The sequence below is a fragment of the Uruburuella suis genome, assembly GCF_022870845.1.
GTDB classification, from domain to species: domain Bacteria; phylum Pseudomonadota; class Gammaproteobacteria; order Burkholderiales; family Neisseriaceae; genus Neisseria; species Neisseria suis.
In genome coordinates, this window is record NZ_CP091507.1 from 1792761 (window position 1) to 1808836 (window position 16076).

The 16076-nt window shown below is 53.4% G+C and carries 13 protein-coding genes; 5 read left to right on the plus strand and 8 right to left on the minus strand.

Annotated features, from left to right (window positions below; all coding sequences use genetic code 11):
• Positions 1-238: 238 nt before the first annotated feature.
• Positions 239-1081 (minus strand): aldo/keto reductase, encoded by an 843-nt coding sequence (locus LVJ78_RS08150; protein WP_132953247.1) that lies wholly within the window; start codon positions 1079-1081, stop codon positions 239-241.
• A gap of 48 nt (positions 1082-1129) precedes the next feature.
• On the minus strand, positions 1130-2839 hold the full coding sequence (locus tag LVJ78_RS08155) for a SulP family inorganic anion transporter (protein WP_132953245.1): 1710 nt from the start codon (positions 2837-2839) through the stop codon (positions 1130-1132).
• 169 nt (positions 2840-3008) lie between these two features.
• Here LVJ78_RS08155 and uvrA point away from each other — a divergent pair, with 169 nt between their 5' ends.
• Both uvrA and LVJ78_RS08165 read left to right on the plus strand, forming a co-directional pair.
• Positions 3009-5828 carry an excinuclease ABC subunit UvrA gene (gene uvrA / locus LVJ78_RS08160; protein WP_132953243.1) on the plus strand — a complete coding sequence of 940 codons (2820 nt, stop codon included), beginning with the start codon at positions 3009-3011 and terminating at the stop codon, positions 5826-5828.
• A gap of 55 nt (positions 5829-5883) precedes the next feature.
• Positions 5884-7392: an anti-phage protein gene (locus LVJ78_RS08165; RefSeq protein ID WP_132953241.1), complete on the plus strand. Its 1509-nt coding sequence runs from the start codon at positions 5884-5886 to the stop codon at positions 7390-7392.
• 231 nt (positions 7393-7623) lie between these two features.
• Here LVJ78_RS08165 and LVJ78_RS08170 read toward each other — a convergent pair whose 3' ends face one another.
• Positions 7624-8358, minus strand: a complete 735-nt coding sequence (locus tag LVJ78_RS08170) for an IS1096 element passenger TnpR family protein (protein WP_132953239.1) — start codon at positions 8356-8358, stop codon at positions 7624-7626.
• 211 nt (positions 8359-8569) lie between these two features.
• Here LVJ78_RS08170 and ppnP point away from each other — a divergent pair, with 211 nt between their 5' ends.
• The 3 genes from ppnP (at position 8570) to LVJ78_RS08185 (ending at position 10208) form a co-directional block, all read left to right on the plus strand.
• Positions 8570-8851: a pyrimidine/purine nucleoside phosphorylase gene (ppnP, locus tag LVJ78_RS08175; protein WP_132953237.1), complete on the plus strand. Its 282-nt coding sequence runs from the start codon at positions 8570-8572 to the stop codon at positions 8849-8851.
• Between the two features lie 105 nt (positions 8852-8956).
• Positions 8957-9919, plus strand: coding sequence for a DnaJ C-terminal domain-containing protein (locus LVJ78_RS08180; RefSeq protein WP_132953235.1), 963 nt, complete (start codon positions 8957-8959; stop codon positions 9917-9919).
• Positions 9920-9941: 22 nt separating this feature from the next.
• The gene (locus LVJ78_RS08185; RefSeq protein WP_132953233.1) at positions 9942-10208 is read left to right on the plus strand and encodes a chaperone modulator CbpM; all 267 of its coding nucleotides are present in this window, start codon (positions 9942-9944) and stop codon (positions 10206-10208) included.
• A gap of 349 nt (positions 10209-10557) precedes the next feature.
• On the opposite strand, the gene LVJ78_RS08190 is transcribed toward LVJ78_RS08185, so the two are convergent.
• The 5 genes from LVJ78_RS08190 to folP form a co-directional block, all read right to left on the minus strand.
• A complete protein-coding gene (locus tag LVJ78_RS08190) occupies positions 10558-11559 on the minus strand; it encodes an asparaginase (RefSeq protein WP_132953231.1) in 1002 nt (333 codons plus the stop codon).
• 66 nt (positions 11560-11625) lie between these two features.
• On the minus strand, positions 11626-12594 hold the full coding sequence (gene speB, locus LVJ78_RS08195) for an agmatinase (protein WP_132953229.1): 969 nt from the start codon (positions 12592-12594) through the stop codon (positions 11626-11628).
• Positions 12595-12773: 179 nt separating this feature from the next.
• Positions 12774-13466: a DedA family protein gene (locus LVJ78_RS08200; RefSeq protein ID WP_132953227.1), complete on the minus strand. Its 693-nt coding sequence runs from the start codon at positions 13464-13466 to the stop codon at positions 12774-12776.
• A 91-nt stretch (positions 13467-13557) separates the two neighbouring features.
• On the minus strand, positions 13558-14901 hold the full coding sequence (glmM, locus tag LVJ78_RS08205; protein WP_132953225.1) for a phosphoglucosamine mutase: 1344 nt from the start codon (positions 14899-14901) through the stop codon (positions 13558-13560).
• Between the two features lie 183 nt (positions 14902-15084).
• Positions 15085-15942: a dihydropteroate synthase gene (gene folP, locus LVJ78_RS08210; protein WP_132953223.1), complete on the minus strand. Its 858-nt coding sequence runs from the start codon at positions 15940-15942 to the stop codon at positions 15085-15087.
• Positions 15943-16076: the final 134 nt, after the last annotated feature.

A 16076-nucleotide genomic window follows, 5' to 3' on the forward strand; every position in this document is an offset into this window, starting at 1 on the left:
AACAAGCCAAAGGCTTGTTTGCCGGCATCTGAAAATGTTCAATATTTAATTGCCGAATCAATATGCTGTGGCAGTATGCAGTTTTGTGTCCTTTTTTCCTGCATTTCACTATATCTGCCGCACCCGCGCAAGCGATGAAAAGGGCGTTTTGCAAAGGCTTGAGGCCGTCTGAAAAAAGGCCGTCTGAAAAGCTTGCTGACTGTGCAGCTTGATTTCAGACGGCCTTGAGCCTTTATCGTTAAAACTCTTCATACACCGCCGGATCCTGCCCGGCCAAACGGCCGTCGGGCTTGGCCAGCGTGGCGATGGCGGCCATATCGTCGGCGCTCAATTCAAAATCAAACACCGCCAGATTCTGTCGCTGGCGCTCGCTGTTGGATGATTTCGGTATCGGCAGCGCGCCGTGTTGCAGCTGCCAGCGCAACACCACTTGCGCCACCGATTTGCCCAAGCGCGCGCCGATGTCGGCAATCAGCGGGTTTTGCAGCAAATCGCTTTTGCGTCCCAGCGGGCTCCACGCCTGCGTGGCGATGCCGTGGCGGCGGTGGAAAGCCAGTGCTTCATCTTGCGGAAAAAAAGGATGTAGCTCGATTTGGTTCACCGCCGGACACACGCCGGTTTCGGCCATCAGCCGCTCGATGTGTTCGGGCAGAAAATTGCACACGCCAATCGAGCGCAGCAAGCCTTTTTGCTGCGCTTCTATCATCGCCTGCCAAGCTTCCACATAAAGATTTTGGCGCGGATTAGGCCAGTGAATCAGGTATAAATCGAGATAATCGAGGCCGGTGCGGTAGAGCGATTCTTCGATGGTGCTCACCGCTTCGGCATAGCGCTGATGGCGGCCGGGCAGCTTCGAGGTAACAAACAATTCGCCGCGCGGCAGCCCGCACTCGCGCACCGCCGCGCCCACGCTGCCTTCGTTTTCATAATTAAACGCCGAATCGAGCAGGCGGTAGCCGTTGGTGATGCCCTCGAGCATCGAAGCCACGCCCTCGCGGCCGTTGAGCTTGTAAGTGCCCATGCCCACGGCCGGCATGCCTTGGCCGCTGTTGAGGGTGAACACAGGGTGAACGATATTCATGCCAAGCACCTTTCTTGTTGAGTGGTATTGAGTGAAGCAAGGCCAACCCTACCTTGCGCCGGCATTTTTTTCAATACCGCGCTTATCGAGTTTTTCCAGATAGCGGCGCAGGCTTTCCATATCGCCAAACACATGCTGCCCGCCCAAACGCGGCAGCCAGCGAGTGCGCAGCAGCAAATCGCGCGGCTGCTGGCGCAGGCCGTAAACCAAAATCGGAATGCCTTTTTCCTGATAAAGCTCAAGCAATTCTTCCAGCGATTCTTCGCCCGATGAATCAATATAAATCACGCTGGAAAAATCCAGCACCAGCGCCCGCTCGGGCACATTCACGAGCAAGCTTTCGATAAACTGCACCGCGCCGAAAAAGAGCGCGCCGGTAAGCTTATACACCGCCACGCCGTTGCTGGCGAAATTATCGGGCAATTGCGCAGGCTCGGCGGTGGAAAGGCTGGAAATCCGATAAATAAAGATAAAGCAGGCAAAGAAAATGCCCACCTCCACCGCCACGGTTAAATCCACCACTACCGTGAGCACAAACACCGATAGCAAAATCACCCGATAAGGCAGACGGAAAGTGCGCAAGCGCACCAATTCGCGCCATTCGCCCATATTCCACGCCACAAACATCAAAATCGCCGATAAAGCCGCCAGCGGAATATATTGCGCCAAAGGTGCCGCCACCAGCACCACCACCAGCAAGGCGAGCGCGTGCACAATGCCGGCCACCGGGCTGTTGCCGCCGTTTTTGATGTTGGTTACCGTGCGGGCGATGGTGCCGGTGGCCGGCATGCCACCGAAGAAAGGCACCACCATATTGGCAAAGCCCTGCGCCAGCAATTCCTGATTGGAATCGTGTTTGTCGCGTATCATGCTGTCGGCCACGCGCGCGCACAAAAGCGACTCAATCGCGCCCAAAAGCGCCAGCGTCAAAGCCGGTAAAAACAAACCTTTCACCGCTTCCCAGCTATAGGTGGGCACGGTGAATTCGGGCAAGCCTTGTGGAATACCGTTAAACTTGCTGCCGATGGTTTCCACATTCAGCCCGAAAAACTGCACCGCCAGCGTGGCCGCCACCAGCGCCACAATCGAGCCGGGTATCAGCGCCAGCGAGCCCGACATGCGCGGCAGCAGGCCGGCTTTTTCGCTCAACTGCGCCGTTTTTTTCATGCGCCACTGCCAGCCGACAATAATCACCAGCGACAATAAAGCCACGCCCAAAGCCTGGCCGTTCCACGTGGGCAGCGCCTGCCACAAGGTTTGCAGCAGCGCGAAAAATTCCGCCGGCATTTTGCCCTCTATCTGCAAGCCGAAAAAATCTTTAATCTGCGATAAGCCGATCAGCACCGCAATGCCGTTGGTAAAGCCGATAATCACCGCCACGGGAATAAATTTAATCAATATGCCCATGCGCAAAAAGCCCATCATCCACAGCATCACGCCCGACATAAACGTGGCCAGCAGCAGCCCGCCCACGCCGTATTGCTCCACAATGCCATACACAATCACGATAAACGCGCCGGCGGGCCCGCCGATCTGCACGCGCGAGCCGCTGAAAAGCGAAATCAGCAAGCCTGCGATAATGGCGGTAAACAAGCCCGCTTCCGGCTTCAGCCCCGAAGCAATCGCAAACGCCATCGCCAGCGGCAGCGCCACCACCGCCACCGTAAGCCCCGCGCCCAAATCTTTGAAAAAGCGCTCTTTGCTATAGCCCTTGCCCAGCTCAAACAGCTTGGGGCGGAAGCGGGTGGTGAATTTCATGGCCGGCCAGTTAAATAAGGTAAAAATTAATTATAATTTATTTGCACGCCATTGTGCTTGATGCAGCGCAGAAATAAAGGTGCGGCTGAATCAAGCAGGCCGTCTGAAACCCTATTTGCCCACGCAAAAATGCTATAATGTTCAATTCGCTTTCAGACGGCCTCACACCATGGACACCATCAAAATACGCGGCGCACGCACCCACAATCTGAAAAATATCGACCTCGATATTCCCCGCCACAAGCTCGTGGTGGTCACCGGCTTGTCGGGCAGCGGCAAATCTTCGCTCGCGTTCGACACCTTATATGCCGAAGGCCAGCGCCGCTATGTGGAAAGCTTGTCTGCCTATGCGCGCCAATTTTTGCAGATGATGGACAAACCCGATGTCGACTTAATCGAAGGCCTCTCGCCCGCCATTTCCATCGAGCAGAAATCCACCAGCCACAACCCGCGCTCCACCGTGGGCACGGTTACCGAAATCCACGATTATCTGCGCCTTTTATATGCCCGCGTGGGCACGCCTTATTGCCCCGACCACGATTTGCCGCTCACCAGCCAAACCGTGTCGCAAATGGTGGATGCCGTGCTGAAGCTGCCGCAAGACACGCGCGTGATGATACTCGCCCCCGCCGTGCGCGAGCGCAAAGGCGAATTTGCCGATTTGTTTGCCGACTTGCAGGCACAAGGCTTTGCGCGCGTGCGCGTAGACGGCGAAGTGTATCAGCTCGATGAAGTGCCCAAGCTTGAAAAAAACATCAAACACAATATCGACGTGGTGATCGACCGCGTGAAAGTGAAAGATGACATCAAGCAGCGCTTGGCCGAAAGCTTTGAAACCGCGCTGCGCCACGGCAACGACCGCGCGCTGGCGATGGAAATGGACAGCGGCGAAGAGCATTGGTTTTCCGCCACTTTTTCCTGCCCCGTATGCTCTTACAGCCTGCAAGAGCTGGAGCCGCGCCTCTTTTCGTTTAACAACCCTGTCGGCGCCTGCCCCACTTGCGACGGCTTGGGCAGCATGAATTTTTTCGACCCCGAGCGCGTGGTGATGCACCCCGAATTATCATTGGCTTCGGGCGCAATCAAAGGCTGGGACAAACGCAACCAGTTTTATTTTCAAATGATTCAGTCGCTCGGCAAACATTACGGCTTCGATGTGAACGCGCCGTTTGAAGGGCTACCTGAAAAAATCCAAAAAGTAGTGCTGCACGGCTCGGGCAAAGAAGTGATTGAATTCCGCTATTTATCCGAGCGCGGCACCACCTTCAACCGCGAACACGCTTTTGAAGGCATTTTGCCCAACCTCGAGCGCCGCTACCGCGAAACCGATTCGCCCACCGTGCGCGAAGAATTGGCGCAATACCAAAGCCACCGCGCCTGCCCGCAATGCGGCGGCGCGCGCCTGCGCAAAGAAGCGCGTTATGTGTATGTGGGCAAAGAGCCGCTGCACGAAATTTCCGCCTGGCCGCTCACCCGCAGCCACCAATTTTTTGAAAACCTCGATTTGGAAGGCAACAAAAAGCAAATCGCCGAAAAAATCCTCAAAGAAATCACCGAGCGGCTGGGATTTTTGATCAACGTCGGCCTCGATTACCTCAACTTAAGCCGCAGCGCCGACACCTTATCCGGCGGCGAAGCCCAGCGCATCCGCCTCGCCAGCCAAATCGGCAGCGGCCTCACCGGCGTGATGTATGTGCTCGATGAGCCTTCCATCGGCCTGCACCAGCGCGACAACGACCGCCTGCTCGCCACCCTCAAGCGCCTGCGCGATTTGGGCAACAGCGTGATTGTGGTCGAACACGATGAAGACGCCATCCGCGAAGCCGATTTCGTCATCGACATGGGCCCCGGCGCCGGCGAGCACGGCGGCAACGTGCTGATTGCCGACACCCCCGAAAAAGTGGCCGCCTGCGCCGAATCCATCACCGGCCAATACTTAAGCGGCAAAACCGCCATCGCCGTGCCCTCCGTGCGCACACCCGTCAACCCCGAGCGCATGCTGGTGCTCAAAGGCGCGCGCGGCAACAACCTTAAAAACGTCACCCTCGAATTGCCATTGGGGCTGATTACCTGCATCACCGGCGTGTCCGGCAGCGGCAAATCCACCCTCATCAACGACACCCTGGCCAAAATCACCGCCCGCGAGCTCAACCGCGCCAGCGAAGAGCCCGCCCCTTATGAAGCCATCACCGGGCTCGAGCAGCTCGACAAAGTGATTAATGTCGACCAATCCCCCATCGGCCGCACCCCCCGCTCCAACCCCGCCACCTACACCGGCCTGTTCACACCCATCCGCGAACTCTTCGCCGGCGTGCCCCTCTCGCGCGAGCGCGGCTACAGCGTCGGCCGCTTCTCGTTTAACGTCAAAGGCGGCCGCTGTGAAGCCTGCCAGGGCGACGGCGTAATCAAAGTGGAAATGCACTTTCTGCCCGATGTGTATGTGCCCTGCGAAGTGTGCCACGGCAAACGCTACAACCGCGAAACGCTCGAAGTGCAATTCAAAGGCAAAAACATCAGCCAAGTGCTCGACCTCACCGTAGAAGAAGCCCGCGAATTCTTCGACGCCGTGCCCACCGTCGCCCGCAAACTGCAAACCCTGATGGACGTGGGCTTGGGCTATATCCGCCTCGGCCAATCCGCCACCACCCTCTCCGGCGGCGAAGCCCAACGCGTCAAACTCGCGCTTGAGCTCTCCAAACGCGACACCGGCCGCACCCTCTATATCCTCGACGAACCCACCACCGGCCTGCACTTTGCCGATATTGCATTGCTATTGGAAGTGATAGGCCGTCTGAAAGGCAAAGGCAACTCGATTGTGATTATTGAGCATAATCTTGATGTGATTAAAACAGCGGATTATATTGTCGACTTGGGGCCTGAGGGCGGCGATGGCGGCGGCAAGATTATTGCTAAGGGGACGCCGGAGGAAGTGGTTAAGAGTAAGAAAAGTTATACGGGGAAGTACTTGAAAGGAATATTACAAACTTAAAATATTCAGTATTTAATAATAATTAATACGAAAGCACAATACTACGAAAGTTATCATGCAAATTACATTTGAAGAATATTACAAAAAATTTAATTTTCAGGAATTTCCTTTTCAACGAGCTAATGCTGAAGCAGAAAAAGAACAACTAGATTCATATTATGTGGAACCTATAAATTACTCCATAATAGTCAATGGGCTTAAAACCTCATCAGCTATTGTTTCGGGAGAGCGAGGAACAGGAAAAACTGCCCTAAGCTATAAATTAGTTAAAAACTTAAAATCTTCTGATGCAAATTTGGTTATTTATATAACAGATTTTGCTTCACTACCTCTTAACTATACATCTGATGACTTATATAAATTTTTAATTAAGCAAATTTCCTCAAGTTTTTTCTTTAATTTAGTATCTAATTCTACCTTATTGTGGGACTATAGCAAGGTAGATAGAATAAAGCTATCTAGGTTTAAGAATGAATATACTCTTTCTTCTACATATAAACAATTATCGGAAGAAATAGCAAAAATACAGCATCACTTTATTAAACGACATAGTATTAATACATTTAATTTTTTTAGAGGTATTCTCAACTACGGCTTGAAAGCAGCTATTCAAATTTTATCTGATTCTGTTTCTAGACATTTTGCAGCATTACCTCCTCCCGAAATTTCAAATGAGTATTTTAAAAAATTAAATTATGAAATTGATACAGGATTTATACAAGACCCGCAACGAAGTAGCTTTGATGATTTAAAAGAAATTTGCACTTTAATTAATAAATCAAAATTTAAAAATATATATCTTGTGCTAGATAAAATTGATGAAGATAATCGTTTAGATAATGATATAGAAAAAATATCTACTTTTATAAAACCTATTGCTCAAGACAATAGATTATTAATTAATGAAGTAAATTTATACACATTATTATTCACTTGGAGTCCTCCGTTTAATCACATTAAATCTGAGATTAGAACTCAAAAATTAACTACTGAGACATTAAGCTGGGATACAACTCAGTTGAAATCAATTCTAGAAAAACGTTTAGAATCATACTCTAATAATAAAACAAAGATATCTGATTTATTTGATTGTACTAATGAAAAAATAAAATTAATTCTAGAAATGTCCAATAATAACCCACGAGATTTATGGAAAATAATTTATGAAATATTCAAACAACAGTTTAAAATAAACCCGAACTCAAAATTAACAGATAATGCAATTACAGAAGGGATTGACTCTTTCGTTAAAGAATTTAACTATTATGAATATTATCCTAAAAAATCAAATGCAAGGAAAGACAGCATGGATATTTATAAGTATTTTAATCATTTAATACAAATAAATAATTTGAAGGAAGACGATTTTAAATTTACTAAAAACCAATTATCCAAAGACGCAAAAACATCTGGCACTTCTGCCAATAACTATGTTGTAGGAATGGAACGAATCAACCTAATTAAGTTAGTTCCAGAAAAAAAACAGGGTGGTTCTTTATATCAAGTAGTAGACCCTAAAATAAAATATGCAATTGCTAATAATTTAGAACTCCAATCCAGTTAAAGTCGTAGCAAGCTGTAGCCTGCATCACCCCACCAACCGCGTGCGTGCCTATGGCACACACGCGTTCTTCGGGTGGGTTTAAGCCTCCCGCCGGCAACCTGCTCTCAACCCAAACAACTGTGCCACACTTGCTTTAAAATAACCTCACCCATCAAACAGTGAATTTCGCATATAAAAAACTCAGGCCGTCTGAAAGAAATCTTTCAGACGGCCTTTTATTGCACCCTACCCTTAATCCTCTCCGATCATCAGCTTGATTTTCGCCGCCTCTTTCAACCCTTTGGCCGTTAAGGCCACGGCATCGCTGCTTTTTTTACCGGGCAGCACCCAGCCTTCTTCAACCAGCAGATCGGCTACACCCTCTTCCACCAAATCGCCCCAATTAACCTGGCTGTTGGTTTGCGGGTCGGCCAGCACCAGCAGCAAGCCGATTTTGCGCATGCTTTGTGCCGCTTCGCTATCGCCTTCCCACATGCTGTCTTCATCGTATTGCGGCGGTGAGTCGCCCACTTTTTTGACGATCTCGGCATACCAACCTTTACTCTCGGCATCATCATCGTTAATCTGGAAAATCTTTTCCAGCCTGAGCCGGTGCAGCCAGTCGTCGCCGAAGTCAAACCAATAATAGATAAAGTCTTTTTCTTTCAGGCCGGCTTCATCCAGCGTGTAGGTAAACACATCATGCACCGTGCGCCCTTCATCGCCGAAATCCTGCGCAAATTCCAAATCGCCCACTTCTTCGGGGCAATTAAATAGGGCACGCCCACCTTTGGCCTCTTTGCGGGTGAGCATAAATTTAAACAGATGCGGGTCGAAGCGATCGAAAGCTTCGAAAATCAGCTCGTGCAAAACCACAAACGGCGCATTGCCGGCCACATCGATAATGCGGTGCAGCTTGCCGATCGGCTGCTCGTGCAAGCCGATCAGCGACACTTTGAAACGGTACATGGTGATTTTTTCAGCCATCACAGTGCTTTCCAATATTCAGATGAAAGATGCAGAAGGATAACGTTTTCTTGCCACCGCCACAAGCCCAAAGGCCGTCTGAACGCTTTTTATCAAGCCATGTTCGGCATGTGCAACCACTGGGCTGAATGGCATGGCGCCGACACACTTTACAAATCCGCCGCCACGCCACAAAATCACCGTTTATCATCTATTGTACAAAGGCAAACCCATGTTGAAAGTCAACCAATATTTCGATGGCAAAGTGACTTCTATCGCGCTGCAAACCGCCACGCTGCCCGCCACCGTGGGCGTGATGCAGCCGGGTGAATACACATTCGGCACCAGCCAGTTTGAAACCATGAGCATCATCAGCGGCGCGCTCACGGTGAAATTGCCGGGCGAAGCGGCTTGGCAAACTTTTGCTGCGGGCGAGCGCTTCACCGTGGCCGCGCATCAGGAATTTCATTTGCAGGTGGCGGTGGACACGGCTTATTTCTGCACCTACGCCTAATTGATAAGGCCGTCTGAAAAGTTTTTCAGACGGCCTTATCCACTTGCTTTAAAGCCGCTTTATGGCGCACAATTTGGCTGAGCCGTTTATTTTGGAGAATCTCTTATGCCTGAAAAAAATTATTACGAAGTGCTCGGCGTGAGCCGCGATGCCAGCCTGGCCGACATCAAAAAAGTCTACCGCAAGCTGGTGCGCCAATATCACCCCGATGTGTGCAAAGATAAAGATGCCGACGAGAAAACCAGCGAAATCAACCAAGCGTATAACACGCTGAAAGATCCTGAAAAACGCGCCGAATACGATGCCATGCTGGACAACCCCTTTGCCGGGCAGGCGCAGCAGCAAGGCGGCTATGGCGGCGCACACGATTTCTACGGCAACCAGGATTTCCAAGGTTTTGAAGGCCGCTTCGGCGACGGCCAGCCTTTCGGCAGCGGCGATTTCCGCTTCGACGATATTTTCTCCGCCTTCGGCCAAGCCGGCCACCGCCAGCAGCGCCGCCAGCCCGAAGGGCCGATAAAGGGCGACGATCAACATGCCGAATTAAGCATTGATATAGCCGCCGCCTATCAAGGCGCCGAGCGCAGCCTCTCGCTCGATATGCCCACGCTCACGCCCGAAGGCCGCATGGCCTACACGCGCAAAACGCTGAATGTGAAAATCCCCAAAGGCATAGGCGAAGGCCAGCAAATCCGCCTCGCCGGCCAAGGCCTACCGGGCTTTAACGGCGGCCAACCCGGTGATTTATACTTAAAAATCCGCTTTCACGACAGCGCCGATCTTTATGTGAAAAACCAAAAAGACGTTTACCAACGCATCGATGTGATGCCCTGGCAAGCCGTGCTCGGCGGCAAAATCGAGGTCAACACCATTGCCGGCACTTTGGGCGTTACCCTGCCCGCCGGCAGCCGCCCCGGCCAAAACCTGCGCCTCAAAGGCAAAGGCATTCCCGCCAAAACACCGGGCGATTTATATTTAAACATCAATATCGTGCTGCCCCAAGCCGAAAGCGAAGCCGACAAAGCCGCTTGGCAGCAATTGGCCGCACATTATGCCGGCAAACGCTGAGCCGCAAAGAAAGGATAAGCCCATGAACCAAGAATACGATGTGCAATTGAGCTTTGAAGAGCTGGTGCACGCTTGCGACAACGACCGCCAATGGGTGGTGAGCCTGATTGAAGAAAACGCCATCAGCATCAGCGGCGAGCCGCATTTGGCCACCTTCAGCGGCTACCAACTCGCCCGCGTACGCCGCGCCCGCCGCCTGCACCGCGATTTCGACGCCAGCGCCGCCGCCGCCGCGCTGATTTTAGAGCTGCTGGACGAATTGGAAGAATTGCGCAAGCTGCATAATTAACCGCCGCAAGATGGTGCAACAACCATACAAAAAGGCCGTCTGAACATTTTTTCAGACGGCCTATTCTATCAATTCTATCCATGCACACCGGCAAAACCATTTAGCTACGTTAATATATAGTGAAATGCAAGAAAAAGTGACACAAAACTGCATTTTGCAACGGCGTAGGTTGGGTTGATAAACCCAACGTTCCAAACGGCTTGTGGATTTGTTGGGTTTTCAACCCAACCTACCCGCTTGCGTGAGCATGAAAACAGGCTTGAGTTTGGCAAAGGCCGTCTGAACACTTTTTCAGACGGCCTATTCTATCGATTCTATCCATACAAACCGGTAAAACCATTCAGCGGCGTTAACACAATTTCAGCGCCTGCAATTGCTGCTGCACCCGGCTGGCATTCCAGCCGCCCGACACGGCCAAGGTGAGCAGCGCGGTGGCGGTTTCCAAGTTGGCTTTGCCGCCGTTGATCACGCCGGCCTGCCGCAGCGCATCGCCTTGGGCATACACGGCGGCGGCGCGGCCTTGCGGCACTTGGCTGATGTTGAGCAGCAAGCCGCCGCACGCGGTGAAGGCTTGCACGGCTTCGATAAACGCGCCATCGGCCGGCGCATTGCCGTGGCCGTAGCTTTGCAGCACCACGGCGCGCGCCGGTGTGTGCTGCAGGCTCGCCGCCACGGCTTCGCTTGAAAAACCGGGAATAAGCGTGTGACACAACACTTTGGCTTGTGAACCAAGCGGCAGCGCGTGCAAAGCGGCCTTATCCGCAGCGGGTGGCGGCGCAAATTCAGGCTGCGGCTGCCAGCCTTGCGCCGCCGACCATGCGCCAAGCGAGCCGAAATGGGCGTTGCCGAAGCCTTCGGCGGCTTCGGTGCTGATTTTGCTGCTGCCCACGGCGGGGAAAAGTTTGCCGTTAAAAGCCAGCACCACTTCGCGCAAGCCCGGCAGGCTGAATGCGGCCACAGCGGTGGCCAGATTCAGCGGCGCATCGCTGCCCTCGCTGTCAAACGGCCATTGTGCGCCGGTAAGCACCACGGGCTTATCCAAGCCTTGCAAAGCCAGCGCCAGCAGATTGGCGCTGTAGGCCAAGGTGTCGGTGCCGTGCAGCACCAGCACACCATCGTAGTGCGGGATTTTTTCCACCAAAAGCGCCAACCAGTCGCACCAGTTTTGCAGGGTGAGCGCCGATGAATCAATTAAAGGTGTGCACACATGCCAATCGAATTGAAGGCCGTCTGAAAAGGGCTGCAAAGCTTTGCCGACCAGCGCCACATCGGGGCGCAGGCCTTGGCTGCTTTGGCTCATGCCGATGGTGCCGCCGGTGTAGAGCACGAAAATGCGTTGTTTGCGGGTCATGTTTTTCTCTGCCTTGCACAATACCAATCAGGCCGTCTGAAAAAGGTTCAGACGGCCTGATTAACATTAAAGCTTGCCGGCCACTTTTTTATTGCGCATCAGGCACAGCATATCGGCGGCCACATGCGCCGCGGCGATGGCGGTGATTTCAGCATTGTCGTAAGCGGGCGACACTTCCACCACATCCATGCCCACGATATTCAAATCGCCCAAGCTGCGGATAATGCCCAGCGCGGTGTGCGAATTGAGGCCGCCGGGCACGGGCGTGCCGGTGCCCGGCGCAAACGCGGGATCGAGGCAATCAATGTCAAACGTCAGATAAACCGGATTATCGCCGATGATTTCATAAATGCGCTTCACGGTGGCTTCCACACCATTTTCATTCACCCACGGCGCAAATAGCATGTTCATGCCCATAAAATCGCTGTTCCAAGTGCGGATGCCCACTTGTGCCGAGGTGGCGGGGTTGATCAGGCCGTCTTTAATCGCTTTGTAAAACATGGTGCCGTGGTTGAGCGATTCGGGCGCATCATCGGGCCAAGTGTCGCAATGGGCGTCAAAATGCAAGAGGCTCAAAGGTTTGCCGTATTTTTCGGCATGCGCCTGCAACAGCGGATAGGTGATGAAATGGTCGCCGCCGAAGGTGAGCATTTTGGCATGGCTGTTTTGAATGATGTCCAGCGCGTGCTGCTTGATGGTTTCGCGTATGGTCCACGGTTGGTGCGCGTCAAACCAACAATCGCCGTAGTCGATCACCGCCAAATCGTCAAACGGATCAAAGCCCCACGGGAAAAGATTCAATTCGGCCAGCTGCACGCTGGCAGCGCGAATCGCCGCCGGCCCCAGGCGCGCACCGGGGCGGAAAGTGGTGGCCAAATCGAGCGGCACGCCCGACACCACCACATCCGCTTCGCTCAAATCGCGTGTGTAGCGGCGGCGCATAAACGACAATGCGCCGGCATAAGTGTTTTCAATGGTGGAGCCTTGCAGCGATTCGCGGCGGAATGCGCCATCGCCATAGATTTTTTCGGTCATGGTTTTGCCTCTATCGGGTTCGGTTAATGTATTCAGCCATTTGGCGCAAGGGTCTTCTCGGTAACTGGCAGCGGTAGTTTTTTCTAAAGAAACGCAGCATCATCCATAAGTTATCCGATGCCGTCTGAAACCAAAAAGGTTTTCAGACGGCCTGAAAACCTTTGCATAACACTGAAAACCTATTTGTTGGCAGCTGATTTTTCAGCGGCTTTGCGCACCGCTTTTTTTGCCTTGCGCTGAGCCCGCAATTCGCGCAGATGCTCGCGGTAAAAGCGCAAACGCTGGCGCTTTTTCCACCAAAAATAGCCCAACACCGCCGCGCCAATGCCGATCAGCACAAACAGGCCGTATTGAAACTGGTGGATTTTCTGCATCAGCCAATCGGTGTTTTCCGCGCCATAAGCGCCCAAATACACCCACACCGGCACGGAAATCAGCGCCGCCAGGCCGTCCATCATCAAAAAGCGCAGATAAGACACTTTGCGGCTGATGCCGGCCGTGATGAAAATCGGCGTGCGCAAGCCGGGCAGAAAGCGAGCCACAAACAACACGCGGTTGCCGTATTTATCAAATTTTTCCTGCACTTGCGCATAGCGCTTGGGCGTCATCACCCGCGCCACAAAGCGGGCTTTCAAAATGCGGTGGCCAAACACGCGCCCGGCGGTAAACATCAACCCGTCGCCCACCAGCACGCCCAGCATGCCCACCGCCACCATAATGTGCACATTGGCATAGCCCAGGCCGGAAATCACCCCGCCGGCTACCAAAGTAACGTCTTCAGGAATCGGCACGCCGAAGCCGCAAGCCACCAGCACGAAGAAAACCGCGGCATACCCGTATTGAGTGAAGAATGCTTCTAACAGCGACAGCATAAAGGCTTGTTCCTGAATTATTTCAACTTATGATTGTATGAATTGGTTGTATGAATCGGTTTCAGACGGCCTCGACATAGGCCGTCTGAAACTATTTGGCCGTTCCGCCGGTGATGGCCGCCGCAATGCGCTCGGCGCCTTGCTGCGCCCAATCGGTCTGGCGCGCTTCCACCATCACCCGCACCACAGGCTCGGTGCCCGATGCGCGCAGCACCACGCGCCCTTTGCCTTCCAGCTCTTTTTCGACCGCAGCCAGCGCTTCTTTGGAAACGCTTTGCCAATCTTGGCCTTTTTGGATGCGCACATTAATCATGGTTTGCGGATAAGGCTGCCAATCGGCGCACACCGTGGCCAAATCCTGCTTGAGCGTGCGCAGGGCGGCCAGCACCTGCAAAGCCGAGATAATGCCGTCACCCGTGTTGTGTTTATCCATACACAAAATATGGCCGCTGGCTTCGCCGCCGATCAGCCAACCGCGCTGATGCAGCTGCTCGAGCACATAGCGGTCGCCCACTTTGGCGCGGCAAAAAGCCACGCCCTGCTCTTGCAAGGCCAATTCCATCGCCATATTGGTCATCACCGTGCCCACCACGCCGCCGATGGCCACGCCCTCTTTGGCGCGCGCTTTGGCAATCACATAAATCAGGCTGTCGCCATCGTAAACCTTGCCGTGTTTATCCACCATCATCAGGCGGTCGCCATCACCGTCAAGCGCGATGCCGTAATCGGCTTCATTTTGCAACACAGCAGCCTGCAAGGCTTTCGGGTGGGTGGCGCCCACTTTTTCATTGATGTTGTAGCCATTGGGCTCGGCGCCGATAGCCACCACATGCGCACCCAATTCGTGAAACACTTTCGGTGCCACATGATAGCCCGCGCCGTTGGCGGTATCCACCACCAATTTGAGGCCGCGCAAATCGAGATGGCCGGGGAAAGTGGATTTGCAAAATTCGATATAGCGGTCGTCCGCGCCATTGATGCGGCGGGCGCGGCCTAAGTGTGAAGAAGGCTGGGTTTGCATTTCTTCGGCCAATTTGGCTTCGATTTCCAGCTCGATGGCATCGCTCAATTTCACGCCGCCTTCGGCAAAAAATTTGATGCCGTTATCGGAATACACATTGTGTGAAGCAGAAATCATCACCCCGGCGGCCAAACGCAGCGCGCGGGTGAGATAGGCCACGCCCGGCGTGGGCAGCGGGCCGGTTTGAATCACGTTGACGCCGGCTGCGGTAAAACCCGCCACCAGCGCGGCTTCGAGCATATAGCCTGAAATGCGCGTGTCTTTGCCGATTAACACAGTCGGCCGGTGTTCGTCATCATGCTGCACCAGCACTTGGCCGGCCGCATAGCCCAGCTTCAACACGAAATCAGGGGTAATCGGAAATTGGCCGACTTCGCCGCGCACACCATCGGTGCCAAAATATTTTTTTGCCATATCTGCTCCATTCAAACTTGGTTTACATTGTAAAGCAGCAAGGCTGCACGAGCCAGCGGTTTACAAGGTTTTTCGGTCGTGCGGCCAAGGTTGGCCGCAATTTGCCATTGTCATGTATAAACTATTTTTCGGCATAAGTTTGCGATTTCAGGCCGCTTAATCCAACAAACGGTATGCCCGCTTTCAGACGGCCTCAAACACACCCACGGCCTGCCACACTTTCAGCGCATCGGCAGTGGCTTTCACATCGTGCACACGCACGATTTGCGCACCGCGCGCCACCGCCGCCAGCGCCGCAGCCACGCTGCCGTGCACGCGCGCAGCCGCATCTTGTTCGCCGCTTAAATCGCCTATCATGCGCTTGCGCGACACGCCGATAAGCAGCGGCAGGCCGCTGCCGCGCAGCAAGCTGCCCAAATGCTGCATCAGCGCAATATTGTGCGGCAGCGTTTTACCGAAGCCAAAGCCCGGGTCGAGCACCAGCCGCGCGCGCGCAATGCCTGCCGCTTCGCAGGCCGCCACCCGCTCGTTGAGATAACGCAACACTTCTTCTGCCACATCTTGATAGCTTGGACTCTGCTGCATGGTTTCGGGCATGCCCTGCATATGCATCAGGCAAATGCCGGTGTGCGCCTGTTGCGCCAGCAGCCCGATAGCGCCCTCATCGCTTAGCGCCGACACATCGTTGATTATGTCGGCATAGCCATGTGCCAGTGCCTGCTGCATCACTGCCGTGCGCCGTGTGTCGAGGCTGATCGGCACTTGCCATTTCACCAACTCTTCCAGCACCGGCTGCACACGCGCCCATTCTTCTTGCGCCGACACCGCAGCCGCGCCCGGGCGCGTGGATTCGCCGCCGATATCGAGAATATCCGCCCCGCTTTCCAGCAAGGCTTCCGCATGTGCTAAGGCCGTCTGAACACTGGCCGAATAAGTGCCGCCGTCTGAAAATGAATCGGGCGTGATGTTGACGATGCCCATGATTTTCGGTGCGCTCAAATCCAGCGTGAAGCGGCCGCATTGCCATTGGCAGGTTGCCATGATTTGTCCTTGGGTTGAATCTGATCGACAGGCATTATAAAGGCCGAGACCTTTGAAAAACCAGATATTTGTCGCACCCGCGCAGGCGGGTGCCCAGTGCAAAGCAGCGCTTTGCTTTTCTCACACTTTTCTGA